Origin of the sequence: Flavobacterium sp. 102, from assembly GCF_003634615.1 — a bacterium.
Classification (GTDB): domain Bacteria; phylum Bacteroidota; class Bacteroidia; order Flavobacteriales; family Flavobacteriaceae; genus Flavobacterium.
Genome location: NZ_RBKX01000001.1, coordinates 467,379 through 492,392, shown reverse-complemented (window position 1 = coordinate 492,392; position 25,014 = coordinate 467,379). Strand labels below are relative to the sequence as shown.

At 36.0% G+C, this 25,014-nt stretch carries 23 protein-coding genes and 1 riboswitch; of the genes, 14 read left to right on the top strand and 9 right to left on the bottom strand.

Annotated features, from left to right (window positions below; translation table 11 throughout):
- Positions 1–20: 20 nt before the first annotated feature.
- The 5 genes from C8C84_RS02200 (at position 21) to C8C84_RS02180 (ending at position 5,688) form a co-directional block, all read left to right on the top strand.
- Positions 21–728 (top strand): geranylgeranylglyceryl/heptaprenylglyceryl phosphate synthase, encoded by a 708-nt coding sequence (locus tag C8C84_RS02200; RefSeq protein WP_121311972.1) that lies wholly within the window; start codon positions 21–23, stop codon positions 726–728.
- Entirely contained in the window at positions 728–1,345 is a 618-nt protein-coding gene (pnuC, locus tag C8C84_RS02195; protein WP_121311971.1) for a nicotinamide riboside transporter PnuC, read from the top strand. The genes C8C84_RS02200 and pnuC overlap by 1 nt, the downstream gene beginning before the upstream one ends.
- Positions 1,312–2,913, top strand: coding sequence for a DUF4301 family protein (locus C8C84_RS02190; protein ID WP_121311970.1), 1,602 nt, complete (start codon positions 1,312–1,314; stop codon positions 2,911–2,913). The genes pnuC and C8C84_RS02190 overlap by 34 nt, the downstream gene beginning before the upstream one ends.
- A gap of 4 nt (positions 2,914–2,917) precedes the next feature.
- On the top strand, positions 2,918–3,304 hold the full coding sequence (gene arfB / locus C8C84_RS02185) for an alternative ribosome rescue aminoacyl-tRNA hydrolase ArfB (protein WP_370453638.1): 387 nt from the start codon (positions 2,918–2,920) through the stop codon (positions 3,302–3,304).
- 45 nt (positions 3,305–3,349) lie between these two features.
- Positions 3,350–3,443, top strand: a riboswitch (TPP riboswitch).
- A 79-nt stretch (positions 3,444–3,522) separates the two neighbouring features.
- Positions 3,523–5,688, top strand: a complete 2,166-nt coding sequence (locus tag C8C84_RS02180; RefSeq protein WP_121311968.1) for a TonB-dependent receptor — start codon at positions 3,523–3,525, stop codon at positions 5,686–5,688.
- 33 nt (positions 5,689–5,721) lie between these two features.
- On the opposite strand, the gene C8C84_RS02175 is transcribed toward C8C84_RS02180, so the two are convergent.
- The gene (locus tag C8C84_RS02175) at positions 5,722–6,147 is read right to left on the bottom strand and encodes a hypothetical protein (protein WP_121311967.1); all 426 of its coding nucleotides are present in this window, start codon (positions 6,145–6,147) and stop codon (positions 5,722–5,724) included.
- Positions 6,148–6,308: 161 nt separating this feature from the next.
- On the opposite strand from C8C84_RS02175, the gene greA reads away from it, so the two are divergent.
- The 3 genes from greA (at position 6,309) to C8C84_RS02160 (ending at position 8,459) form a co-directional block, all read left to right on the top strand.
- Positions 6,309–6,785 (top strand): transcription elongation factor GreA, encoded by a 477-nt coding sequence (gene greA, locus C8C84_RS02170; RefSeq protein ID WP_121311966.1) that lies wholly within the window; start codon positions 6,309–6,311, stop codon positions 6,783–6,785.
- A 56-nt stretch (positions 6,786–6,841) separates the two neighbouring features.
- Positions 6,842–7,231: an HIT family protein gene (locus tag C8C84_RS02165; RefSeq protein WP_121311965.1), complete on the top strand. Its 390-nt coding sequence runs from the start codon at positions 6,842–6,844 to the stop codon at positions 7,229–7,231.
- Positions 7,232–7,307: 76 nt separating this feature from the next.
- Complete coding sequence (locus C8C84_RS02160; protein ID WP_121311964.1) at positions 7,308–8,459, top strand: transglutaminase domain-containing protein; 1,152 nt, start codon at positions 7,308–7,310, stop codon at positions 8,457–8,459.
- Here the strand turns inward: C8C84_RS02160 and C8C84_RS02155 are convergent.
- Positions 8,456–9,616: a PAS domain-containing sensor histidine kinase gene (locus C8C84_RS02155; protein ID WP_121311963.1), complete on the bottom strand. Its 1,161-nt coding sequence runs from the start codon at positions 9,614–9,616 to the stop codon at positions 8,456–8,458. The two genes, C8C84_RS02160 and C8C84_RS02155, sit on opposite strands and share 4 nt — an antisense overlap.
- 186 nt (positions 9,617–9,802) lie before the next feature.
- Here C8C84_RS02155 and C8C84_RS02150 point away from each other — a divergent pair, with 186 nt between their 5' ends.
- From C8C84_RS02150 to aat, 3 genes are all read left to right on the top strand, one after another.
- Positions 9,803–10,678 (top strand): flavin reductase family protein, encoded by an 876-nt coding sequence (locus C8C84_RS02150; RefSeq protein WP_121311962.1) that lies wholly within the window; start codon positions 9,803–9,805, stop codon positions 10,676–10,678.
- 2 nt (positions 10,679–10,680) lie between these two features.
- The gene (locus C8C84_RS02145) at positions 10,681–11,058 is read left to right on the top strand and encodes a DUF3127 domain-containing protein (RefSeq protein ID WP_121314941.1); all 378 of its coding nucleotides are present in this window, start codon (positions 10,681–10,683) and stop codon (positions 11,056–11,058) included.
- A gap of 97 nt (positions 11,059–11,155) precedes the next feature.
- Positions 11,156–11,797, top strand: coding sequence for a leucyl/phenylalanyl-tRNA--protein transferase (gene aat / locus C8C84_RS02140; RefSeq protein WP_121311961.1), 642 nt, complete (start codon positions 11,156–11,158; stop codon positions 11,795–11,797).
- 14 nt (positions 11,798–11,811) lie between these two features.
- Here the strand turns inward: aat and C8C84_RS02135 are convergent, their stop codons facing one another.
- Genes C8C84_RS02135 through C8C84_RS02125 form a run of 3 tightly spaced genes read right to left on the bottom strand, consistent with a single transcriptional unit; the run spans position 11,812 to position 16,668 of the window.
- Complete coding sequence (locus C8C84_RS02135; protein ID WP_121311960.1) at positions 11,812–12,375, bottom strand: DNA-3-methyladenine glycosylase I; 564 nt, start codon at positions 12,373–12,375, stop codon at positions 11,812–11,814.
- Positions 12,365–13,015 carry a queuosine precursor transporter gene (locus C8C84_RS02130; protein WP_121311959.1) on the bottom strand — a complete coding sequence of 217 codons (651 nt, stop codon included), beginning with the start codon at positions 13,013–13,015 and terminating at the stop codon, positions 12,365–12,367. Before C8C84_RS02130 ends, C8C84_RS02135 begins: the two co-directional genes overlap by 11 nt.
- A gap of 2 nt (positions 13,016–13,017) precedes the next feature.
- Positions 13,018–16,668, bottom strand: coding sequence for a TraB/GumN family protein (locus tag C8C84_RS02125; RefSeq protein WP_158592543.1), 3,651 nt, complete (start codon positions 16,666–16,668; stop codon positions 13,018–13,020).
- 180 nt (positions 16,669–16,848) lie between these two features.
- Here C8C84_RS02125 and C8C84_RS02120 point away from each other — a divergent pair, with 180 nt between their 5' ends.
- A complete protein-coding gene (locus C8C84_RS02120) occupies positions 16,849–18,966 on the top strand; it encodes a M3 family metallopeptidase (RefSeq protein WP_121311957.1) in 2,118 nt (705 codons plus the stop codon).
- A 143-nt stretch (positions 18,967–19,109) separates the two neighbouring features.
- Positions 19,110–20,657 (top strand): hypothetical protein, encoded by a 1,548-nt coding sequence (locus C8C84_RS02115; protein ID WP_147406802.1) that lies wholly within the window; start codon positions 19,110–19,112, stop codon positions 20,655–20,657.
- Between the two features lie 70 nt (positions 20,658–20,727).
- Here the strand turns inward: C8C84_RS02115 and tsf are convergent, their stop codons facing one another.
- From tsf to rplM, 4 genes are all read right to left on the bottom strand, one after another.
- Complete coding sequence (gene tsf, locus C8C84_RS02110; protein WP_121311955.1) at positions 20,728–21,696, bottom strand: translation elongation factor Ts; 969 nt, start codon at positions 21,694–21,696, stop codon at positions 20,728–20,730.
- Between the two features lie 141 nt (positions 21,697–21,837).
- Positions 21,838–22,689, bottom strand: coding sequence for a 30S ribosomal protein S2 (gene rpsB, locus C8C84_RS02105; protein ID WP_233549703.1), 852 nt, complete (start codon positions 22,687–22,689; stop codon positions 21,838–21,840).
- A gap of 186 nt (positions 22,690–22,875) precedes the next feature.
- Positions 22,876–23,262 (bottom strand): 30S ribosomal protein S9, encoded by a 387-nt coding sequence (gene rpsI / locus C8C84_RS02100; RefSeq protein ID WP_121311954.1) that lies wholly within the window; start codon positions 23,260–23,262, stop codon positions 22,876–22,878.
- Positions 23,262–23,717 carry a 50S ribosomal protein L13 gene (gene rplM, locus C8C84_RS02095; protein ID WP_121311953.1) on the bottom strand — a complete coding sequence of 152 codons (456 nt, stop codon included), beginning with the start codon at positions 23,715–23,717 and terminating at the stop codon, positions 23,262–23,264. The genes rpsI and rplM overlap by 1 nt, the downstream gene beginning before the upstream one ends.
- 270 nt (positions 23,718–23,987) lie before the next feature.
- Here rplM and C8C84_RS02090 point away from each other — a divergent pair, with 270 nt between their 5' ends.
- Positions 23,988–25,010 (top strand): LacI family DNA-binding transcriptional regulator, encoded by a 1,023-nt coding sequence (locus C8C84_RS02090; protein ID WP_121311952.1) that lies wholly within the window; start codon positions 23,988–23,990, stop codon positions 25,008–25,010.
- Positions 25,011–25,014: the final 4 nt, after the last annotated feature.

The window sequence follows — 25,014 nt, the reverse complement described above, 5'->3', positions numbered from 1 at the left end:
CTAAATAAATAATAAATTCGATGGTATTCAACCAAATTTTATCTTTCCGAAAAAAGGCACAGAAACTTTTAGCCATTTTAATCGACCCCGATAAAGTGACGGTTGAAGACATTTCGGTTTTGACAGAAAAAATAAATCAATCACCGGCAACCCATATTTTCATTGGCGGCAGTTCTTTCGACGGCAATCATCTGTGTGAATTAGTAGCATTGCTGAAGCAAAAAACAACTTTGCCAATACTAATATTCCCGGGAAATCCAACCCAAATTTCCGCTGAAGCTGACGGCATTTTGTTTTTACAATTGCTTTCCGGTAGAAATTCTGATTATTTAATTGAACACCAAATTAATGCCGTTCCTATTTTGGAAAAAACCAATTTGGAAATCATCTCAACCGGCTATATTTTAATTGAAAGCGGGAGCGAAACGGCAGTGCAAAGAGTCAGTAAAACCAAACCTTTAGACAGAAACAATTATGATTACGCAGCCCAAACCGCCAAAGCCGGAGAGTTAATAGGAAACAAATTAATCTACCTTGAAGCCGGAAGTGGTGCGCAAAAAGCGGTTCCATTAAAAATGATTTCAATGGTGGCTAAGAGAATTTCTGTGCCGTTGATTGTTGGTGGCGGTATTCGTTCCAAAAAAGGAATTGAAGACGCATTTAACGCCGGAGCTGATATGGTCGTTATCGGAACGGCTTTTGAAAATGATATAAACTTTTTTGACTAATGCTCGAATTTCTATTTTCCCAATATAAAAACTATCCAACCTATGAAATTGTGTTGGAGTTGGTGGCTATTTTTTTCGGATTAGTGAGCGTTTGGTTTGCCAAAAAAGACAATATTTGGGTTTTCCCAACAGGGATAATCAATACAGCGATTTATGTTTATTTGCTCTTTAAATGGTCTTTGTTGGGCGATATGATGATTAATTTTTACTACGTCGTCATGAGTATTTACGGTTGGTATCACTGGACCAGAAAGAAAGACGATGTAGTCGAGTTTCCTATTTCGAGAATGAATACTGCCGAAAAGAAATGGTCAGTGGTCATATTTACATTAACTATTGCTTTTGTGGTCGTTGTTTACACATTTTTTGATAAATTTACCCACTGGACTACGTACGTCGACACTTTTGTAACCGGAATTTTCTTTGTTGGAATGTGGTTGATGGCTAAACGGAAAATAGAGAATTGGATTTTGTGGATTATTGGCGATATCATTTCTATCCCAATGTATTTTGCCAAAGGCTATTCTTTTACCAGTATTCAGTATTTAATATTTACAATTATTGCCATTTATGGCTATTTAGAATGGAAGAGAATTTTACAAGAAAAGAAAGCTTAGCCAAAAAATACAAACTAACAGAAACCGACTTTGAGCAAATCAAAGCACACGGTATTGCTTTGGATAAAATTGAAGGTGAACTTTTGTTGTTTCAATCCGGAATTCCAAAGATATATTTGGAAAGACCGGCTACGATTGCCGACGGAATTGTAAAATTGACCAGCGAAGAATTTCAAAAACAAGCTGATTTTTTTGACCAAAAGAAATCAAATCTTAAACTTAAAAAGTTTGTTCCTGCATCAGGCGCGGCAAGTAGAATGTTTAAATTCTTGAACGAGTTTTTAATCGATTTTGACCATGAAAACGAAACCATCAACGCTTACATCAACCGAAAGAAAGACAAAAATCTCCCGATTTTCTTGGCCGGAATTGAGAAGTTTCCTTTTTATGGAGAAATAAAATCTAAATTAAAAGAACTTCACCCTAATTACTATTCACTCGAAAGTCACGAAAAAAGTTATCACTTTATCAAATTGATGTTGGCACATGACTATTTTGATTTTGCCAACAAACCCAAAGCGGTTCTCGATTTTCATAAATATGCCAACCATATTGCTACACCGGTTGAAGAACATTTAAATGAATGTGCTTTTTATGCTACATCAAATTCGGTTTCCCATCTGCATTTTACCGTTTCTGAAAACCACGAAGCTTTGTTTCAAAAGATTATCAACGATGTAAAAACTAAAGTAGAAGCAAAATCGAATACCAATTTAAACGTTAGTTACTCTTATCAGGATAAAAGTACCGATACGATTGCCGTAACTAAGAATAACCAACCGTTTCGCAATGAAGAGGGAATGTTGGTCTTCCGTCCCGGCGGACATGGCGCGCTGATTAATAATTTGAATAATTTAGAAGCCGATGTTATTTTTATCAAAAATATAGACAATGTGATTCAAAATCACATTGAAGAAATTACGCTTTACAAAAAAGGACTAGCGGGGGTTTTATTAGAATTACAAGAACAAATATTTCAAATCCTTGAGACGGTTGACAGTAAAGATTTGAAAGAAGAAAATATACCGCCAATCATCGATTTTATGAAGCAAAAGTTGAATATTGATGTGTTTGAAGATTTCTACAAATATACTTTAGAGAATAAAATCGACTTTATCAAAAACAAATTAAACCGACCGATTCGCATTTGCGGTATGGTTAAAAACGAAGGCGAACCTGGAGGCGGACCATTTTGGGTAAGAAGTTTCAAAGGCAATGTTTCGTTGCAAATTGTGGAAAGTTCTCAAGTAGATAACCATAATTCCGAACAAATTGAAATTTTAGCCAAAGCCACCCATTTTAATCCGGTGGATTTGGTTTGTGCCACTAAAAATTATCAAGGACAGAAGTTCGATTTAACCCAATTTGTCGACCCAAGCACCGGTTTTATCGTACACAAAAACAACAAAGGCAAAGATTTAAAAGGCTACGAATTACCAGGCCTTTGGAATGGCGCCATGGCCAAATGGATTACCGTTTTTGTCGAAGTACCTTTGGTTACTTTCAATCCGGTAAAAACAGTGAATGACTTGCTCAAACCTGCTCACCAACCCCAATATGAAAACTGATTTAATGCTCACAGAACTTCAATTTAAAGCGGTGAGAAGTTCGGGTTCCGGCGGTCAAAATGTCAATAAAGTTTCTTCGAAAGTAGTATTGACTTTTGATTTAAAAAATTCTAAAGCACTTGAAGAAGAAGAAAAAGAATTGCTTTCAACCAAATTGGCAACCAGATTAACTTCGGAGCAAATATTAATTTTAAACTGCGACGAAGACCGAAGCCAACTTAAAAACAAAACCATAATCACCAAACGCTTTTTAGAATTAATCAGCAAAGCTTTGATTGTTCCCAAAAAACGAAAAGCCACCAAAACGCCTCGTTCGGTCATTGAAAAAAGAATCAAAGCCAAACGCAATCTCTCGGAAATCAAACAAAATAGGCGTAAACCACATTTTTAATTTTTTGGAATTTGATTTTTTTGAATTTATAGCGCTATCTTTGCCGAGTCTCAAAGGGGTGCTCTAAATAACGAGCTGAGATTATACCCAACGAACCTAGAACAGGTAATGCTGTTTAGGGATTAGACAAGATAAAAGTGCACGTTTGTCCTGTCAAGAGTATCAATTTAATTTTTTAACCAAGAATAATTACCCCTTTTATTCGTAACATTTTACGAATGAAAACTTTATTCAAAACAAGCAAGAAAATATTTCTGCTTTCTGCTTTCTGCTTTCTGCCCTCTGCCTTCTTTGCGCAGCAAAAACAACAAGACACTACTAAAGTCAACCAACTCGACGAAGTGACGGTTTCCGCTGTCAGGGCCAAAGGCAAAAACCCAATCACCTTTACCAATCTTTCCAAGAAAGAAATTGCGCCGCGAAATTTAGGACAAGACATTCCCATTTTACTCAATTATTTACCGTCAGTCGTTACTACAACTGATGCCGGAAATGGTGTTGGCTATACCTACATGAGAGTTCGTGGTGCCGATGGTTCCAGAATCAATGTGACTTTAAACGGCATTCCGTTTAATGACAGCGAAAGCCAAGGTACTTTCTTTGTCAATTTACCCGATTTTGCTTCTTCGTTAGAAAGTATTCAGTTACAACGAGGCGTCGGAACGTCAACGAATGGTGCCGGAGCGTTTGGCGCGAGTTTGAACATGCAAACCAAATCCTATCAGGAAAAATCCTATGCCGAAATCGCCAATTCCGTAGGAAGTTTCGGAACACGCAAACACACTTTAGCTTTTGGAACCGGCTTGCACAACAACTTTGAAATGAATGCCCGTTTTTCCAATATTGCCTCAGATGGTTTTATTGACAGGGCTTCGTCTAATCTTTTCGGGTATTTTTTTAATGCCAACTATGTGACCAAAACGACTTTGATTAAAGCTTTGGCTTTCGGCGGAAAAGAGAAAACCTATCAAGCTTGGTACGGAATAGAAGATCCTGAACAATTGGAAAACGACCGAACTTTCAATCCGGCAGGAATGTATTTTGACGAAAACGGCAACATGCAATTCTACGATGACGAAACGGATAATTATACCCAAAATCATTTCCAATTGCATTGGTCTGAAAAGTGGTCTGAAAAATGGATTTCGAACACGGCGTTGCATTACACCATAGGGAAAGGCTATTTTGAACAATACAGAGAAGATGAAGCGTTGGCCGATTATAATTTGCCCGATTTTCAAGGAAACTCGATTTCCGATTTAGTGCGAAAAAGATGGTTGGACAATGATTTTTTTGGCGCTACTTTTTCTTTGAACTACAAAACCCCTAAAACCGATGTTTTACTTGGCGGAGCGGCAAATCGATATTTGGGCGACCATTTTGGAGAAGTAGTTTGGACACAATATTATGTACCCAATGCCAACCGTTATTATAACAATATTGGCAATAAAGACGACGTGAATTTTTATGCCAAAGTTTCTCAGCAAGTTGGGAAACTCAATGTCTTTGCTGATTTACAATACCGAATGGTTTTTTACGAAGCCACCAGTTTTCGATTTAGTGATGTAAATGATACGTTCCGATTTTTTAATCCTAAAGTAGGTTTGAATTATGATCTGAATAATAAGAACTCATTGTATGGTTATTTCGGTGTGGCCAATAAAGAACCAAGGCGCGATGATTATGAAAGCGGAAGTGTGAAACCGGAGCGTTTATTTGATTATGAATTGGGTTGGAAATACAATTCGAAAAAAGTGAAAATTTCCGCCAATGCTTTTTACATGAACTACCTCAATCAATTGGTTTTGACAGGTGCTTTAAACGATGTAGGTTCTCCAATTTTCACGAACAGCGGTAAAAGTTATCGCATAGGTTTAGAAATAGAATCAGTAATTGTCATTACGGACAAATTGATTTTGAATCCAAATATTACTTTAAGCCAAAATAAAAACCGTGATTTCTACTTTCAAAGAGATGGTGTTTTGCAAAATTTAGGCAGTACCGATATTGCTTTTTCACCTAATGTGGTTTTCGGAAACAGAATCACATTTTTACCTACAAAAGATTTTCAGATTTCTTTGCTGTCTAAATTGGTTGGCGAACAATACATGGGCAATATCGATTCAGACAATTCAAAGCTAGACGCTTATTTTGTCAATGATTTGAATGCTTCTTATGAGTGGAAAATCAACAAAGGATTGAAGTCGATTGTGTTTTCAGCTTTGGTCAATAATTTGTTCGATTTGGAATATGAATCCAATGGTTATTTTTATACTTATGATGATGATTGGAGCAATCCCGGAAGCGTCACAACCCTTGAAGGTGCCGGATTTTATCCGCAAGCCGGAATTAATTTCTTAGCCGGAATGACATTAAAATTTTAAAACAAAAAGCCAGACTAAATTGTCTGGCTTTTTTTAATTGGTTACAATCAATGTATTTCCGTTGATGTCAACGCGATATTGTTTCATTGGATAAGGTTGACCCGGACTTTGACCGGAGAATAAATTATAAACGGTATCATCACAGTCACAAGTTGCTTCAATACCACTAATGGTCATTGGCGAAGTACAAGTGTCAAAAGGTTGGTTTGGACAGGCCAAATCAAAAGCTACGAAACCGCTTCCGGTATTAAAGACTACTATCCCACGAGCACCTGAAGTTGCACCATAATCAACAATATGATTGCTTGGAAACTGTAGATTAGAATAACCCGGCAAATTCATATTGATTTGCAGATAGACAGTATAATTCGGGATATTAGGATTGCGGTTATTGATACTGCCGCCATCACAACCGAAGGCAAAAGGCAATATTAATAATAGAACGATTATCTTTTTCATGTAAATTTATTTGATTACTATAGCGAAACAAATTTAAATTAATTAACTTTGACATGCGTTACTAAACGCTAACAAATTTGAAATAAGTTTTAAAATAATATCTTTGCAAAAAGAAATCCCGTTGCGATGGGATTTTTTCTATTTATATAAATGATGAAATTATGAGTACAGTATCGTATTACACGGCAGATGGATTGAAGAAATTAAAGGACGAATTAGAACAATTAAAGAGTATAGAACGACCAAAAGCTTCTCAAGCCATTGCGGAAGCCAGAGATAAAGGCGATTTGTCTGAGAACGCAGAATATGACGCCGCCAAAGAAGCACAAGGTATGTTGGAGATGAGAATTGCCAAATTGGAAGAAGTATATTCTAACGCCAGATTGATAGATGAATCACAATTAGACGTTTCAAAAGCGTTGGTTTTATCGAATGTGAAAATCAAAAACCAAGCGAATGGTATGGAAATGAAATACACTTTGGTAGCCGAAAGTGAAGCCGATTTAAAAACCGGAAAAATTTCGGTGAGTTCGCCAATCGGGAAAGGGTTATTGGGCAAAAAAGTAGGCGAGATTGCCGAAATCAGTGTGCCAAACGGCAAATTGAATTTTGAAATTTTAGAAATCTCAAGAGACTAATTGATTAGTATTCAGTGTTCAGTTTCTAGTGTTCAGTTATTTTTTAAAACGAAAGAATGAGTTCCATATTCACCAAAATAATCAACGGCGAAATTCCTGCATATAAAATTGCTGAAGACGATAACTATTTGGCTTTTCTGGATGTTAATCCAAATGCAAAAGGACATACGCTTTGTATTCCCAAGCAAGAAATCAATAAGATTTTCGACATGGAAGAAGAGTTATATTTAGGTTTGATGCAATTCTCCCGAAAAATAGCCAAGGCTGTTGAAAAAACAGTTCCCTGTAAGCGTATTGGCGTTGCAGTTGTTGGATTAGAAGTGCCACATGTTCACGTGCATTTGATTCCGCTTCACGATATGGATGACATGCGTTTCCAGCGAAAAGTGTCTTTGACTAAAGAAGAATTTGAAGATTTAGCCAAAGCCATTCAAAGCCATTTGTAATTAAATTTTACTTAAAAAAAAACAGATAACCCTGCGAATTTTAAAATTTTGGCAGGGTTTTTTATGATAAAAAATCATGAAAAACAGTTTTATCCTTTTACTACTCTTTTTAGTCCAATTTTCCATTGGACAAACTACCAATGAGTATTTGACTTTTGATCAAAAGATGGCCCAAGTTCCGGATAGTTTAACCACAACTACTAATGGAATAGTACGTTATATCAATTCAAATTTTAAAACCGAAACCGAAAAAATAAGAGCGGTGTTTTATTGGACAACAACCAATATTAGCTATGATGTGCCGAATATGTTTGAGCCAAACCAACTGGATTCGCCACAGGAAAAAATCGATAAAACATTAAAATCAAGAAAAGGTGTTTGCATTCACTATGCAGAAATTTTCAAGGACATCGCTAATAAATTAGGTCTCAAAACCTATATTATTTCCGGTTATACTAGGCAAGCCGGACAAGTAGCGCCAATTTCTCATGCTTGGTGTGCTTCAAAAATTGATGGAAAATGGTTTTTGTTTGACCCAACTTGGGGCGCGGGTTATGTTGACAAACAAAAATTCGTTAAAAAACGCAATGACAATTACTTCAAAGTAGAGCCCCAAAAAATGATTCACTCACACATGCCTTTTGACTATTTGTGGCAGTTTTTGAGTTCTCCTTGGACCAATCAAGAATTTTATGAGGGTAAAGAAACGGTCAATAAAACGAAAACCAACTTTGATTACCAAACTGAAATTGATAAATACGAAAAATTATCCGAAGGAGAACAAGCTTTTCAAGCCGCGGCAAGAGTAGAGAAAAATGGTTTTAAAAACCCTTTGATTTCTCAATACCATACTTATTTAAAAAACCAATTTACAGCCTTAACCCAGAACAAAAACATTGAAAAGTTGAATGAAGTTGTGGCCAATTACAATGAAGCCATCAGTTATCTTAATGATTTTATGTTTTACAGACAGCGGAATTTTAAACCAACGATTTCTGATGATGAAATGAGAAATATGATGAAAACGATTAAAGACAAATTCAAAAAATGCAATGATGATGTCTATAAAGTGGGTTCAGTAGGGAGTCAAAACAGCGCCATGCTTTCCGGTTTAAAAAAGAATATTAGTCAAACCCTATTGGAAGTTGACAAACAGGAAGCTTATTTGAATGAGTATTTGAACAAGAACAAAATTGGCAGAAAATTGATGTTGTCAAAGCAACGTTAATTTGGTTTTTGCCATTTTTTGAACGAAACTTGCATCGTTGTGCCTTTGTCAATCTCAGAGTGAAGTACTTTTATTTTTCCTTTATGGTATTCTTCTACAATTCTTTTGGTTAAAGATAAACCCAAACCCCAACCACGTCTTTTAGTAGTAAAACCGGGTTCAAAGACACGTTTGAATTGATTTTTCGGAATGCCTTTTCCGGTATCACTAACCATAATTTTTACGAAAGCATTGTCGCTTTCAATCACAACCGATAATTTTCCTCTGCCTTTCATTGCATCGATGGCATTTTTAACCAAGTTTTCGACAGTCCAACTGTGTAAAGCCGGATTGATGGATACCATTATGGGTTTTTTAGGTGCTTTAAAAGAGAACTCAACTTGTTTGGAAAATCTCGACTGCAAATATTCAAAGGATTGTTCGGTTTCTTCTATAATATTTCGTTTTTCAAGAATTGGTTCTGAACCGATTTTTGAAAAACGATCCGTAATGGTTTGCAGCCTTGTGATGTCTTTTTCAATTTCAGAGATTGTTGTGGCATCAACATTATCGGCTTTCATGATTTCGAGCCAACCAATTAAGGAAGACAAAGGTGTTCCGATTTGGTGTGCAGTTTCTTTCGCCATACCCGCCCAAAGTTTGTTTTGAGTGGCCATTTTGGTACTTCTGTAAAAATTGTAGACCAAGCCGCCAAAAAGGAAAATAATCAACAGCAAAGCCACCGGATAGTATTTTAATTTATTGAGCAACGAAGAGTTGCCATAATATAGTTTCCAATATTTTCCGGGATTGTATTCAATGATGATCGGGTCATTCTGCTTTTTCAAGGTTTCCAGATAAGCCTTCAATTTTGTTTCATCGGCAGCAATACTTTCATCGATATTAACGTGATTGATAATTTTATTATTTTCAGTTTGGATAAGCGGTATTGTTTTGTTATTGCTCATGATCAACCCGGGTAATTCAACATCACCGGTTTCCGGGTCGGCATTGATAAATGTCTTTTGAGCATTGGCCCAAAGTTCCATCTTCAAGCGCTCTTCGTTTTTGAAGATTTGAAAAAAGGTATAAGTATTCCAGAGAATCAAAGTCACGATGACAAACGAAGCCATGATGATGATCCAACGGGTGGTGTTTCTTTTCTCGGAAAACTGCATTGACAAATTTTTTATAAATATAGACAAAAGCACCAAAAGGGCAAGACGAATTGTATTTAGCCCTGATAGTAGCGGTATCGTCTTTTGGGACGATAAAGCGAATAGCAGGAAAATGGACTCCAAGAATGCCCAAACCTTTCGCTCCTAAAATCAATAAAAATTGTATTTTTGGGGAAAACAAAAAATATGCTCAGTTTTGAACCTCATACGCTGTCACCTGCGCAATTGCAAGGATATTTGCAAAGTGCGGTAGCGCCACGCCCAATTGCTTTTGCGAGTACAGTCGATAAAAACGGCAAACCTAATTTGTCGCCTTTCAGTTTTTTTAATGTGTTTAGTTCCAATCCGCCAATTTTGGTTTTTTCGCCGGCGCGACGCGTGAGAAACAATACAACCAAGCATACTTTAGAAAACTGCGAAGCCACGAAACAAGTTGTGATTAACGTGGTAAATTATGACATTGTCCAACAGGCATCTTTGTCGAGTACGGAATATGCCGATGGCGTGAACGAATTCCTTAAATCGGGTTTGACGATGTTGCCTTCAGATATGGTAAAGCCGTTTCGCGTGGCTGAAAGTCCGGTGCAAATGGAATGCAAAGTCAACGAAATTATTGCTTTGGGCAATCAAGGCGGCGCAGGCAATTTAATTATTTGCGAAGTGGTCAAAATTCACATCAATGAAAACGTTTTGGATGAGAAAGGCGCAATTGACCAAAGCAAAATTGATTTGGTTTCGCGTTTAGGCGGTAACTGGTATTCACGTTCAAATCAAGGGTTGTTTGAAGTGGAGAAACCTTTGGTAACACTGGGGATAGGAGTGGATTCGATTCCCGATTTTATTAAAAAAAGTCCAATTTTTGACGGTAATGATTTGGGTAAATTAGGAAATGTAGAAGCCTTGCCAACGCAAGAAGAAATTACTATATTTGTACAACAAAATTTTGCGGTGAAAGGTGTTTTGAGTTCGGATGACGAGCAAAAAATACACCAAAAAGCAAAAGAATATTTGAATAATAATGAAGTGCTTTCGGCTTGGAAAGTACTTTTAGCAAAACAATAATTATGGAAGTTACCGGAAAAATTAAAGTGATTAATCCTGAGCAACAAGTGAGTGCCAGTTTTAGAAAAAGAGAATTAGTTGTGGCTACAGAAGAGCAATATCCACAATTTATCAGCATTAATTTTGTGCAAGATAAATGCGATTTATTGAACAACTATAATGTAGGGGAAGCGGTAAAAGTTTCTATCAACTTAAGAGGAAGAGAATGGGTTAATCCACAAGGAGAAACCAAATATTTCAACGATATTCAAGGTTGGAGAGTTGAAAAACTCCAAGCTGAAGCACCAGCAGCTGCCGGAATGGCGCCAATGCCTCCAGCGGAAGCTTTTGCACCGGCTACTAACTTCAACGAAGAAGAGCACGACGATTTACCTTTTTAATACATTCGTCTTAAAGCCAAAAGTCTTAAAGTCAAACGTCATTTTTATTACAATTTTGACATTCGACTTTAAGACTTTTTACATTTGACACTTTCTTATGCATTTTCTAACCAAAGATTTATACTTTCCACCAGTCGATGAAGCTTCCTATGAAGGAGTTCTGGCTGTTGGTGGTGATTTGTCGACTGAGCGATTGTTGTTGGCGTATCGCAATGGGATATTTCCTTGGTTTAATCCGGACGAACCCATTCTTTGGTGGTCACCGCCGGAGCGAATGGTTGTTGTGCCACAATTGTATAAGGTTTCGAAAAGCATACGTAATTTGCTGAACCAAAAAAAGTTTGAAATCACTTTCAACCAAAACTTTGAAGCAGTCATTCGGAATTGCCAACAAATTGTACGCAAAGACCAAGACGGCACTTGGATTACGGAAGACATTATCGAATCCTATACTAAATTACACGAAATGGGTTTTGCGCAATCGGTGGAAGTGTGGCAAAATGGAGCACTCGTTGGTGGTTTATACGGCGTTGATTTAGGACATGTTTTCTGTGGCGAAAGTATGTTTTCCAAAGTGCCGAATGCGAGTAAGATTGCCTTTGTAACTTTGGTGCAACACTTAAAAGATAATAATTATAAACTCTTAGATTGTCAATTGCACAACGACCATTTGGAGAAATTGGGTGCGTTTGAGATTTCTCGGGAGACTTTTATGAAGGTTCTGAAATCTGCCGTCTGAAATCTGCGTTTTGCTTACGGATTCCTTTTCCAACAAGCTGCAACATGATCATTTACCATACCTGTGGCTTGCATGTGCGCGTAAACAACGGTTGAACCTACAAACTTAAATCCTCGTTTCTTTAAATCCTTGCTGATTTCATCGGAAAGTGGCGTTGTTGATTTGATGTCGCTCATTTTTTTGACATTGTTTTCAATCGGTTTTCCGCCGGTGAAATTCCAAATGTATTTCGAAAAACTGCCAAATTCTTCCTGAACTTTCATAAACGCAATCGCATTGGCAATCGTCCCTTTTATTTTTAAGCCGTTGCGAATAATGCCGGCGTCTTGCATTAATTCAAGTACTTTGTCTTCGTTGTATTGTGCTATTTTTTTGTAATCGAATTGGTCAAAAGCGTTGCGAAAGTTGTGTCTTTTTTTCAAAATGGTATACCAACTCAAGCCTGCCTGAAAAGTTTCCAAGACTAAAAACTCGAATAATTTATCGTCTTCATAAACCGGATTTCCCCATTCGTTATCGTGGTAATCTCGATATAAATCGTCTTTTTCGCACCAAGCGCAGCGGATTTTATTTTCCATCTTTGGCAATGTATTTTTCAATTACGGAATGTCCTAAATAAATAAACGGTGTCATCCCAACGGCAATAATTAATTTAACGGTATAGCCTGTTAATCCTGAAATGATATAGGTTTTGGTGTCTATAATTCCGGGCAGCCAAAACGCAATTCCCAAGACAATAAAGCTGTCAAAAAACTGTGAAATTACGGTTGAACCTGTACTTCTGAGCCAAATCATTTTGTTGCCCGTTCGTTTTTTGACAAAATGAAAAACAGTAACATCAATTAGTTGAGAAGCTAAGAATGCAATAATGCTTCCGACGATAATCAATTGGCTTTGCCCAAAAACGGCATTGAATTGTTCGCTGGAAACCGAGCTGATTCCAGTAGCCGGAATTTTCATAGCAAAAAATAAAACGAAAAAAGTATAAGCAATCAATCCGGCGGTAATGAAGGAAAGTCTTTTTACGCCTTTTTCTCCAAAATATTCATTGATTAAATCGGTAGTGACAAATACAATTGGCCACGGTAGAATACCAATGCTCATTACGGCAGAACCAACATCAATCAATTTTCCGCCAATAAGTTCGGCGACGATGGCATTGGTTATAAAAATGCCTGCAAGCACAATATATACCGTGTCTTTTCTAGATTGAAACATGCCTATTCCTCGTAGTTAAAATAGTTTTCTCGGTTTTCTTTTTTTCTAAAACTAGCACCCAAATGATCGGCATTGATGGTTTCTTTCATTATGGCCGGCATTAGTTTTTCCACCGTATTTTCTTCATCAATTTCTTCTAATACCGGAGAAAAGTATGCTTTTGGAACGATTTTACCATTCTCGAGTAAAAAAGCCATTGAGTGAAAAGTTTTAGTGCCAATAATTTTATCATCTTTTGTTTTTTGCGACTGATAAAAGTAAAATACAGCCTGATGACTTCCTTGCTTGATTTCTCTTTTTTCTAAAAACTGTACTTTACTGGTTTCTTTTATTTTGTCAAAATCTCTCATAGCTGCCTCAGCAATGTCATCGTCTGTAATGGTTTCCAAGAAATCAAATGCATCTTTTTCTTTTAATAAAAGAATGGTTTTGAATTTTGTTTTAGGGTTTTCGAGGCCTTTTTTAATGATTTCTTTCGTGGCTTTATTATGGGTAATTTCCAATTTTAATGTCTCCAATTGAATTTCAGGATTGTCCAATTTTTTTATTTTCCCCATCAATTCAGTGGCACTGGTATTTTTTGGTAGGTGCGACAATAAAGAAAGATAGTTTAGGAGATTTGAGTTTGGATTTTCATCTTCTTCATAGTCATAAGCATAATCTTCCTCATAGCCATTGTCTTCCTCTGAAGCCTTTTTTTCTTCACGATTCAATAGTCTTTTGTATTCTAATTTTGAATGCGTTAGAATCAGTTTTTGAAAAGCGGAGATTTTTTTAGCAGAACCTAATTTTTTATCCAATAAAGCATTACAGAAGCTTATGATGGGTTTGTTGTACTCTTCGATACCGTAAAATTGAAAAATGTCGGGAAATAAAACTTTGCTTTCCTCCAGATTTTCTTCGAAGGAATGAAATAATTGATTTATTTCATAAGCATCTTCGGTAACCGGAAGATCAAATTCCATTAATTTCAAAACAAGGCGATAGGCATTTTCAGTGTTTTGTGAAGCCAAGGCATTTAGAATGGCTAACTGTTCTGTTGTTTTTGTGCCTTCGGCTTTGTATTTATTTTCCAAATATGGAATAACTCCTTTGTGTTTTAAATCTCCTAATTTTTGGTACAAACCGGCTTTGCCAGAAGCATCGGAATCCTCGAATTCATGAGTGTCCAAAAAAGTGGTGATGCGCTCAAAATCGGTTTCATTTAAGGTTAAATTATACAAGTTATTATACGCTATTTTGCGAATAGAATCGGTTTCGTTAGTTGCTTCCTCTAAAAACAGTTTTACTTTGTCATCAAAAACACTTCTTTGGTTGGTTTTTTCAGGGATAAATGATGAAAAGGCTTTTTCAGTAAACAAATCGTCGTTTTTATAATTTCTGTCTACCAAAGTCTTGATGGTAACTTTTCGGTTTTCCATAAAGAAGGTCTTAATTTTCAGCGCCTGATCTGAATTTTTAACACTTACCAAAGCATCAGCAACTTCACAACCTAGAGCATCATTATGAGAAAAAGAGTTACTCAAAACTTCGGTCTTTTCAAATTCTTTGAAATACTTATCCCAAGTAGACACAAATGGATCAGGGTTTTCTTTATGAATTCTGTACGAGTCAAAAAGTGTTTTTAATTCTTTATTGTAATCGTTTTTTAATGAATCTAAAGTGGTCACCTGAAGATATCTTGGATAGTTCATTACTTCAACAGCAACTGTCTTTCCGGTATAAGAATCAAATTCTTTAGGTTCAAAATTAATCTCCGGGTTTCTTTGCCATCTTCTAATAGATCTAACTTCATCATTACCGATGCCAAGGATGGTTTGTTCGTTTATTTTTATAGGAATTTCAATGGTATATTTTCCTAAAGTGTCACGGTAAACAGTACTCTCCGAAGTTTTAAAGTCTTCAAAGGTAAAGGAATCGAAGAACTTGTTACTGCTTTGTTCTGAAGCATCAACAGCACCTAAAAGATAAAATTTATTGCCTTTGATTATCGATTTCAATTTTACTTTGCGGTGTTCGTTTGTGGAAGAAGAGACAAAATCCTTAGTAGTTTCTTCAAACTTAGCCGTTTCTTCCATTTCCTGATTCATATAGAATTCATTTTGCATTTGTTGGTGCTGAAAGTTTTTATTGTCGATAAAATTCAGGTCTAAAGAAGTGTTTTCAATCAGAAAATAATAACTTTTTTCTTGTGGGTCATAGGCTTCAAAACTCACATCAGATAAGTTTTTGTCACTATTGCCATATTGGACACAAAACTCGGGCATAGTCACTGAAAAGCCGCCTTTTTGAGGTTGGACTTTTTCCCAAGTGTTTTTGAAACCTTTGATTTTAAACTTATCAAAAATGGCTTGTTCGTATTGTTTTACATAAGTTCCCGTACCAGAAAAGGAAACACTAATGATTTCCAATGGCGTTACATAAAAACGATAATGTTGGAAATTACCGGCTTTGCTTTTGTTTTTTACATCATAACCAATATAAGCTTCGTCTTTGATTTCTTTTTTCTCCAAGATATCTCCGGGAATGAATTCGTACAACAAACTGTCGATACTTTTGTGATTGAAGTATTCGTTTTTCTTTTGCATGTAATTGTGTAACGGAACTCTAACCATACTTAAAACACCGCCGTTAGTAATGTCGAGCGTACTTTTTATTTTTTCAAAGTTGAGGTTTAAATCGAAATCAACGGTTTGAATCATTTGATCAGGTGTAGGCTCGGTCTTGATTTTTGGCGCCGGAAAGTACTCTTCGATGGTTTTTTTATCGGTTTCACCTTTTTTAGTGAGCGGACCAATCACCGGAGTAACTTTGTACCCTTTGTTGATTAATAGCTGTAAAACGCCTTCTTTTCCGCCTAAATGCGCCGCGCCGACAGCACTAAACAAACTGCCTTGATGCACTAAAGAATCAATGCTTTTGACCATGTCATAATTTCGGTCAATAATCATGATTTTGTGCTTCTTTGGGCTTTCTGATAATTTACTCAACGAGTCAAGCATTACGATGTCTTTTTCGCGGTAAAAATCTTTTAAAGTGGTATAGATTGATTTGCCTTTTAGGATTTTGGTAAGTATTGCCTTTTTTTCTTCCTCTTCTTCAGAAACTTCTTTTTCCTCATTTCTGAAATCAACCATTTGTTCGGCCTTACTGAAATTGACGAATGATTTTTTGGCGTCTTCCAATCCAACTGTTTTTTTGTTGTATTTCTTGGCGGTTTGATGGATGAACATATCCAATACGGTGCTTTCGCTGAAATCGGCTTTATTGCCTTCCACGCCGGAAGACATTTGGTTGAAGAAATTATAATTGGTAAACAAAGGCAATAAGTCTTGTTTGTCCACAGGTTTTAACTGAAACTTAGAGTAGAATTTAGTCCTTTGTTGCGGTCTGTAGTTCATGTATAAATCAAACAATTCGCCCCAAGAATCCGGATTACTTTCATTACTTACAATGTCTGCTTCCAGTAAATGCTTGTAAAATGCATCAGAAAGATGATAGGAGATTTTATCATTAACATGGAAAGTGCCATAAACATAGGATTTCTTTGTCAAACCTTTTCCTGAAATTTCCCATAGCAATGTTTTTTCAAATTGGGCATTAACTTGGAAAGTAAAAAGGGCAAAGAACACGATAGAAAAGATCTTTTTCAAGGGATATGAGTTTTGATTACAGACAAATATAATCAAAAAGGTATCCGATGATTGCTATGACTATTGTTAATTTTTATTTTTAAAGGACTTCTTTTTTGGACAAGATTACCCGAGAATCAAGAGTTTTGGATGAGGAGATGATTTAATTTTTACGTACTTTTGGTAAAACAGTTATTCACAATGAAAAAAATCATATTGACTTTGCTTATGAGTGCTCCAATTTTAGGTGCCAACGCCCAATCCAATCCAAATCCTTTTTTGAACAATTGGAGCGGACCTTATGGTGGTGTTCCGGCTTTTAATACTTACCAACTGAAAGATTTGAAACCGGCGATTGAAGCTGCGATTCAGGAAAAATTGAATGAAATTGACCTTATTGCCAACAATTCAAAACCAGCCACTTTTGAAAACACCATAGTCGCTATGGAAAAAGCAGGAAAGAAATTGAGTCAGGTTAAGGCAGTTTTTGACATTTACAGTTCCAACATGAACAGTCCGGAATTTGAACCTATCGAGACAGAACTAACACCGAAGTTTTTTGAAACCAACAATAAAATGTATCAAAACACCAAGCTTTTCAATCGAATAGCTGCGGTTTATAATTCTTCGGAAAAGAACAAATTAACCGCTGAACAGCTACGTTTGGTATGGTATCACTATTCGAATTTTGTTCGTGAAGGCGCTAAAGCGGATGCCAATAGCAAAGCCAAAATTGCCAAAATCAACCAAGAGTTGGCCGGACTTTTTACGAAGTTCAGTCAAAACCAACTGGCAGACGAAACCAATTATTATTTGGAACTAAAAACTGAAGCCGATTTTGATGGGTTGCCTATTGAATTGAAAAATGCGGCTATTGCTGAAGCCAAGGACAGAAAGTTGAATGTTTTAGGATGTATTGCCAATACGCGTTCTTCTATTGAGCCGTTTTTGACTTTTTCTAACCAGAGAAATTTAAGAGAAAAAGCATTCCAAATATTTTCAAGTCGTGGCGATAATGCAAATGCAAATAATAACAATGCGATTTTAGTTCAGATTTTAAAGCTTCGTGCTGAAAAAGCCAAGCTTTTAGGTTTTAAAACGTTTGCCGATTGGAGTTTGTCAAACACCATGGCAAAATCGCCTGAAAAGACTTTAGCATTGATGGAATCGGTTTGGAAACCTGCTGTAAACAAAGTGCATGAAGATGTAGCCGAAATGCAGAAAATGGTTGAGGTTGAAGGCGGAAAGTTTAAAATTGAACCTTGGGATTATCGTTACTATGCTGAAAAGGTTAGAAAAGCCAAATATGATTTAGACCAAAACGATACTAAACCCTATTTGCAATTGGAAAAGTTGAGAGAAGGCATGTTTTGGGTTGCGGGAGAAATGTTTAATTTGAATTTCAAACAGGTTTATAACGTACCGGTTTTTCATGCAGATGTTAGGGTTTGGGAAGTTTCTAATAAAAATACTGGCAAAGTCATTGGTGTTTGGTATTTTGATCCGTATGCTCGTAAAGGCAAACGTTCCGGCGCTTGGATGACCGCTTACAGAGATCAAAGCAGAGTTGATGGAGATGTGATTACGATAGTGTCTAATAACTGTAATTTTATTAAAGGAAACGAGAACGAACCGATTTTAATTTCTTGGGATGATGCAAGTACGTTGTTCCATGAATTCGGGCATGCGTTGCATGGTTTGTGTTCCGATGTGACTTATCCGAGTTTATCGGGAACCAATACACCTAGAGATTATGTGGAGTTTCCGTCTCAAATTTTGGAACGTTGGTTGGCTACACCTGAAGTGCTGAATAAATTCGCTTTGCATTACAAAACCGGAGAACCAATGCCAATGTCTTTGGTGGAAAGAATAGAAAAAGCATCGACTTTTAATGAAGGCTTTTCTACCGTGGAAACCATTTCGAGTGCTTTGGTGGATATGAAATTACACTTGTTGGAAAATCCGGATATCGACCCGAAACAATTTGAAAAACAAACGTTAGACCAACTGAATATGCCGTCGGAAATTGTCATGCGTCACAGAATTCCGCAGTTTGGACATATTTTCTCGGGCGACGATTATGCTTCTGGTTATTACGGTTATTTATGGGCGGATGTGATTAGTGCCGATGCGACCGAAGCTTTTACTGTTGATGGCAAAGGATTATATGATGCAGCAGTTGGAAAACGTTTGTTAGAAAATGTGTTCAGTATAGGTAACACTATTGATCCGGAGATTGCTTACAAGAAGTTCCGCGGTAAAGAAGTGAAAACAGATGCTTTGATGAGAGCGAGAAACTTTCCGATAGAGAAGAAGTAATAATAAGGCCGATTTATTAAATCGGCTTTTTTGTTTCAGTTTATTATCCATGGTTTATTGTTATAAATAAATTATAAAATCATGTAAGGGTTAAATTTACATTAAGCTTAAATTTACAACAGGCTAACGCTAAATCAATGACTATGAAATGGTATCGGAAAGCTCTTATTGGCTTGTGCTCATTGGTGTTGCTTGTAGCCATTCTCAACATTGGTCTAAATCTTTGGATTAAGTCGCAATTGCCTAAAATAATCAATAAGAAAAATGATTCTGTTTATAATATTACCTATAAGAATCTTAAAGTTTCTTTATGGGATGGAGACATTCAGGCTTATGAAATAGTCATTGTTCCAAAAGTGAAACATTTGAATACTATTAATAAAATCGGAATTTATGCAGAGATAAAGTCCCTCAAAGTCGACGATTTTAAAATTTGGAGTATTCTTTTCGGTGATAAAATCAAAGCTCAAAGCATCACGATTGAGCAACCCAAAATCATTTTGTATACCAAGAATGAAAAGGAAAACATTCGCGAATCTGTTGTGTCGTCTTTTGATAAAATTATAGCCGCATCGGATGTTTTTTTGCATCAATGTGAACTCAAAATTGTTCACACTAAAACCAGGAAGACTATTTTAAAGGCACACAACATTAATTTGCAACTCGAGGGGATTTTAATTACAGAACAAACTTTAGACAATAAAATTCCGTTTGAATTTAGAGATTATGCTTTCAGCTGTGATAGTCTCTATTTCTATCCAAATGAATTTTACCACCTTAAAACCAAAAAGATAAAAGGATCAAAAACAGATGTAAATGTCAATCATTTTGAAATGATTCCTGAATTTTCACGTCGTGAATTCGTAGCTAAAATTCCTAAAGAAAAGGATCTGTATACCTTAAAGTGCCAATCTATAAAAGTTAGAAAAATGGATTGGGGTTTTAAGAAGAATGATTTTTTCTTTCATTGCAATGTTATCGATTTAAGTCAGGTAGCAGCCAATATTTATCGGTCAAAAGAGCCAGCGGATGATATAACGAAAAAGTACCTTTACAACAAATTGCTTCGCGATTTGACATTTGATTTAAAAGTAGATACGCTAAAAGTACGCAACTCTATTTTGGAATATGAAGAAGAGAAATCTTTTGATCTAGGCTCCGGAAAATTGAGTTTTAATTCTTTTAATCTTACGGCCAACAGTATTAGTAGTGGTTTCAAGAAGAAAAATCTTCCGGATATTACAATAAAGATTAATTGTCGCTTTATGAAATCATCACCATTGGAGGTCAATTGGAGATTCAATCCCATGGATACAAGTGATGGATTCAACATCAATGGCACTTTGACCAATTTTGATACTGAGAAGATTGTTCCTTTTACCAAGCCTTATTTGAATGTAACTACTAAAGGAATAATGGATGAAATATATTTTGATTTTACAGGAAATGACCAAAAGGCTTCCGGAGAGTTTGCTGTTAAGTATGATGATTTGAAATTTACGATATACAAAAATGATGACCGCAAAAAGAAAAACAAATTGTTGACTTTTGTGGCCAATATTTTTATCAAAAAGGATACAAAAGAAAAAGTCAAAGATACTAATGTTGAACTGGAACGCATCCCTGAAAAATCCTTTTACAATTTGTTGTGGAGAAGTATTTCGGAAGGGTTAAAGAAGATTTTAGTGTGATAATTTTATAGAAAAAAACCCGAACCAAATGGCTCGGGTTTTTTAATTTTTAACCTTTATTGAGTAAGGATTATCCCAGAGAAACTCTTTTGAAACCAGTAATTTCAACGTTGAATCCTTTAACATAATCGCCTACTTTTTTACTGTCATCTTTGATGAAGTTTTGATCTAATAAGGCTTTTTCTTGGTCTAAAGTAGTGTTGTCAGAGATGAAACGTTGTACTTTACCCGGAATAATTTTATCCCAAATTTGTTCTGGTTTACCTTCCGCTTTTAATTCCGCTTTAGCATCTTCTTCCGCTTGTTTTAAAACCTCTTCAGTCAATTGAGAGAAAGAAATATATTTAGGAACATTTTTTAAAGTTTTTCCTAAACGTTTTGCTTCTTCATTTTCTTTTTCGATTACAGCAATACGGGCGGCAAGTTCAGAAGCAACGAAAGCAGGATCAAAATCTTTGTAAGATAAGGTGTCAGCTCCCATAGAAGCTACTTGCATTGAGATGTCTTTAGTTAAAACCTCAGCGTTGTCAATTGGTGCAGAAATTGCAGTTAATGCCGCAATTTTGTTAACGTGAACATAAGATCCAATGAATGCGCCTTCTAAGATTTCAAAACCACCGATTTCGATTTTTTCACCGATAACACCAGTTTGTTCGATTAATTTTTCCGCCACAGTAATTCCGTTGAAATCTGAAGCTAAGAAATCTTCTTTAGAAGAGAAATTGATTGCTTTTTCAACTAATTCTTTAGCTAAAGTTACAAAAGCTTCATTTTTACCTACGAAATCTGTTTCGCAGTTTAAAGTGATGATAGCTCCTTTAGTTTTGTCAGCATTAACAAAAGAAACAGCAGCTCCTTCAGAAGACTCACGGTCAGAACGGTTAGCAGCAACTTTTTGCCCTTTTTCTCTAAGGTTTTGTATAGCTTTATCGAAATCTCCTTCCGCTTCAACTAAAGCTTTTTTACAGTCCATCATTCCGGCACCTGTAGTTTGTCTTAATTTATTTACGTCTGCAGCAGTAATTGTGATTGTTGACATAATATTTTTTAATTTAAAAGTTTAAATTTTTTGTAAAAAGACAAATTCCAATTCTAAAATCCCAAATTCCAACTTTATTAAATCATCAATATTGATAATTCTTTGGAACTTGGAATTTTATTCTTGGAATTTAAATTTGTTTTATTCTTCAGTTTTAGTTTCTTCTGCAGCTTCTACTTCAGGAGTTTCTTCAACAACCGCTACTACTTCTGGAGCAGTTTCGGTAGCTGTAACTTCTTCTGGAGCAGCAACAGTTTCAACAGCAGCAGCTACTTCTTGAGTATCATCACCTTCTTTGTCAGAAGTTCTGTTAGCCAATCCGTCAATAACTGCAGCAGTTACTAAAGATAAAATTTTATCAATTGATTTTGAAGCATCATCATTGGCTGGGATAACGTAATCTACTTCACGTGGATCAGAGTTCGTATCAACCATTGCAAAAACTGGAATGTTTAATTTTTGTGCTTCTTTGATTGCGATGTGTTCCGCTTTGATATCTACTACGAATAAAGCAGCAGGTAATCTTGACATATCAGAGATAGAACCTAAGTTTTTCTCTAATTTGGCACGAAGACGATCAACTTGTAATCTTTCTTTTTTAGACAAAGTCATGAAAGTACCATCTTTTTTCATTTTATCAATAGAGGCCATTTTTTTTACGGCTTTACGGATAGTAACGAAGTTGGTTAACATACCACCAGGCCATCTTTCTGTGATGTAAGGCATGTTACAAGCTAATGCTTTTTCAGATACGATATCTTTTGCTTGTTTTTTGGTAGCTACGAAAAGTATTTTTCTACCAGATGCTGCAATTTTTTTCATGGCTTCATTAGCCTCTTCAATTTTGGCAGCGGTTTTGTATAGGTTGATAATGTGAATTCCATTACGCTCCATATAGATGTAAGGGGCCATGTTTGGATCCCACTTACGAGTCATGTGTCCGAAGTGAACACCTGCTTCTAATAATTCTTTAACGTCAATTTTATTTGCCATTGTGTAATAGTTTACGTTCCGTGTTATAGCAATGCGTCACCTTTTTCGCTTAATAAATTAAGACTTTGTACTGCATTTCGATGCTAAACTAATTCCCTTTTTACAAGGAATATCGACAACTTTGTTTTAAATTCTAATTTAATTGTAAAAAATAATCTGAAAATATATTGCGGTAAATACCGAATATTAACGTTTCGAGAATTGGAATCTCTTTCTCGCTTTTTTCTGACCGAATTTTTTACGTTCTACCATTCTTGGATCTCTTGTTAGTAATCCTTCTGGTTTTAGGATGCTTCTGTTTTCAGCTTCCACTTCACACATAGCTCTAGCAATTGCCATTCTCACAGCTTCTGCTTGGCCAGTTGAACCACCACCGTATACATTTACTTTTACGTCAAAGTTGTCAGCGTTGTTTGTCATAGACATTGGCTGTAATACTTTGTACTGTAAAGTAGCTGTTGGGAAGTAGTTGTTGAATTCTCTTTTGTTAACGGTGATTTTTCCTGTTCCTTCTGAAACATAAACACGTGCCACAGCACATTTTCTTCTACCGATTTTGTGAATAACTCCCATTACTTAAGATCGTTTAGGTTAACTGTTTTAGGTTTTTGTGCACCTTGTTTGTGCTCAGTTCCTACAACAACATTTAGATTTCTGAAAAGTTCTGCTCCTAATTTGTTCTTAGGTAACATTCCTTTCACTGCTTTCTCCACTAGCAAAGCAGGATTTTTTGATTGCAAAACTTTTGCAGTCAAAGTTCTTTGTCCTCCTGGATAACCTGTGTGACGAATGTAAGTCTTGTCGTCAAGTTTGTTACCGGTAAGGTTGATTTTCTCTGCGTTGATAACAATTACGTTATCTCCACAGTCGACGTGAGGTGTATAACTCGGCTTGTATTTACCTCTTAAAAGCATCGCAACTTTTGAAGCAAAACGACCTAAGTTATGACCTTCAGCATCTACGATGATCCACTCTTTTCCAGAAGTGGCCTTGGTAGTAGATTGTGTCTTGTAGCTTAATGCGTCCATAATATTTTTTTAATTAAACATTCCATTCCCAATAAAGGGAGTGCAAAAGTACAATTAATTATTATAAAAGCAAATACCATTTTTCAAATTTTTTTACAAAGCCACTAATTTTGCTTAAAATCCTTTAAATGAATAGACTTAGCGCAGCAAAAACAGCTCGTTTTTAAGGCAATTTGTCTTGAAAATTTTGATGTTTTACAGCTAACTTTCATTCTTCTTTGAGAGGTTGCAGAAGAAATTTTACTATTTTTACACTTTAACCAAGATAAAATGAAATCGAAAGCCACCCTAAAACAAATTGCCAAAGAGTTAGGCGTTTCAGTTTCCACCGTTTCAAAAGCCTTAAACGGAAGTCCGGAAATCAGTGAACCCACCAAGCAACGCGTGCAAGAATATGCCAAGCTAAAAAATTACAAGCCTAATGTTATTGGTCTGAACCTTAAAAACAGAAGAACCAAAACCATTGGTGTGATTATTCCGAACATCTTGAACTCATTTTTTGCTAAAGTGTTTAGCGGTATCGAAAAAGTAGCCGATGAAAAAGGATATAAATTGATTACCTGTATTTCGAATGAATCCTTGGAAAAAGAAATCAATGCTTTAGAAATGTTGAGCAACGGAACCATTGACGGTTTTATCCTTTCGATTGCTGAAGAATCTCAAAAGTTACAAAAGTTTGGGCATTTTACCTCAATTATAAACGAAGGAACGCCCATCGTAATGTTTGACCGAATTGCCGATGAGGTGAATTGTGACAAAGTTATCGTAGACGATTTAGACTCGGCGGTAAACGCGATGGAACATTTGATCAAAACCGGTTGTAAAAAAATTGCTTTGCTTTCCGCTATTGATAATCTGAGTGTTGGAAAATTAAGAGCACAAGGTTTTTATAAAGCGTTGGAGAATCACGGTTTAAAAGTGGATGAAAATTTAGTGATTCTGACCAATAATAACGAAGAATTCAATTCAAAAATTGGAGGCTTTTTTATCAAAAACAAACCCGATGGGGTTTTTGCTCTAGATGAACACGCTTCGGTTACAGCAATGAAACTCGGAATTCAAAATGGTTATAAAATCCCGAAAGATTTATCGATAATAGGTTTTGCAGATGGTGTATGGTCACGAAGAATGACACCAAGTTTGTCAACGGTGAGCCAACACGGCCCGGAAATTGGAGAAGTCGCTGCCCAATTGTTAATTGACAAATTGGAAAGCGAAGAGGAAACTTTCACGTTTACGACGACAACCATCAAAACCGAATTAAGACAAAGGGATTCTACGAAGAAATTGTAATCCT

What these genes read in the sequence shown, in the direction of transcription:
- C8C84_RS02200 (WP_121311972.1), top strand. Translation starts at nt 21, where the DNA reads ATGGTATTCAACCAAATTTTATCTTTCCGAAAAAAGGCACAGAAACTT.
- pnuC (WP_121311971.1), top strand. Translation starts at nt 728, where the DNA reads ATGCTCGAATTTCTATTTTCCCAATATAAAAACTATCCAACCTATGAA.
- C8C84_RS02190 (WP_121311970.1), top strand. Translation starts at nt 1,312, where the DNA reads ATGGAAGAGAATTTTACAAGAAAAGAAAGCTTAGCCAAAAAATACAAA.
- arfB (WP_370453638.1), top strand. Translation starts at nt 2,918, where the DNA reads ATGCTCACAGAACTTCAATTTAAAGCGGTGAGAAGTTCGGGTTCCGGC.
- C8C84_RS02180 (WP_121311968.1), top strand. Translation starts at nt 3,523, where the DNA reads ATGAAAACTTTATTCAAAACAAGCAAGAAAATATTTCTGCTTTCTGCT.
- C8C84_RS02175 (WP_121311967.1), bottom strand. Translation starts at nt 6,147, where the DNA reads ATGAAAAAGATAATCGTTCTATTATTAATATTGCCTTTTGCCTTCGGT.
- greA (WP_121311966.1), top strand. Translation starts at nt 6,309, where the DNA reads ATGAGTACAGTATCGTATTACACGGCAGATGGATTGAAGAAATTAAAG.
- C8C84_RS02165 (WP_121311965.1), top strand. Translation starts at nt 6,842, where the DNA reads ATGAGTTCCATATTCACCAAAATAATCAACGGCGAAATTCCTGCATAT.
- C8C84_RS02160 (WP_121311964.1), top strand. Translation starts at nt 7,308, where the DNA reads ATGAAAAACAGTTTTATCCTTTTACTACTCTTTTTAGTCCAATTTTCC.
- C8C84_RS02155 (WP_121311963.1), bottom strand. Translation starts at nt 9,616, where the DNA reads ATGCAGTTTTCCGAGAAAAGAAACACCACCCGTTGGATCATCATCATG.
- C8C84_RS02150 (WP_121311962.1), top strand. Translation starts at nt 9,803, where the DNA reads ATGCTCAGTTTTGAACCTCATACGCTGTCACCTGCGCAATTGCAAGGA.
- C8C84_RS02145 (WP_121314941.1), top strand. Translation starts at nt 10,681, where the DNA reads ATGGAAGTTACCGGAAAAATTAAAGTGATTAATCCTGAGCAACAAGTG.
- aat (WP_121311961.1), top strand. Translation starts at nt 11,156, where the DNA reads ATGCATTTTCTAACCAAAGATTTATACTTTCCACCAGTCGATGAAGCT.
- C8C84_RS02135 (WP_121311960.1), bottom strand. Translation starts at nt 12,375, where the DNA reads ATGGAAAATAAAATCCGCTGCGCTTGGTGCGAAAAAGACGATTTATAT.
- C8C84_RS02130 (WP_121311959.1), bottom strand. Translation starts at nt 13,015, where the DNA reads ATGTTTCAATCTAGAAAAGACACGGTATATATTGTGCTTGCAGGCATT.
- C8C84_RS02120 (WP_121311957.1), top strand. Translation starts at nt 16,849, where the DNA reads ATGAAAAAAATCATATTGACTTTGCTTATGAGTGCTCCAATTTTAGGT.
- C8C84_RS02115 (WP_147406802.1), top strand. Translation starts at nt 19,110, where the DNA reads ATGAAATGGTATCGGAAAGCTCTTATTGGCTTGTGCTCATTGGTGTTG.
- tsf (WP_121311955.1), bottom strand. Translation starts at nt 21,696, where the DNA reads ATGTCAACAATCACAATTACTGCTGCAGACGTAAATAAATTAAGACAA.
- rpsB (WP_233549703.1), bottom strand. Translation starts at nt 22,689, where the DNA reads ATGGCAAATAAAATTGACGTTAAAGAATTATTAGAAGCAGGTGTTCAC.
- rpsI (WP_121311954.1), bottom strand. Translation starts at nt 23,262, where the DNA reads ATGGGAGTTATTCACAAAATCGGTAGAAGAAAATGTGCTGTGGCACGT.
- rplM (WP_121311953.1), bottom strand. Translation starts at nt 23,717, where the DNA reads ATGGACGCATTAAGCTACAAGACACAATCTACTACCAAGGCCACTTCT.
- C8C84_RS02090 (WP_121311952.1), top strand. Translation starts at nt 23,988, where the DNA reads ATGAAATCGAAAGCCACCCTAAAACAAATTGCCAAAGAGTTAGGCGTT.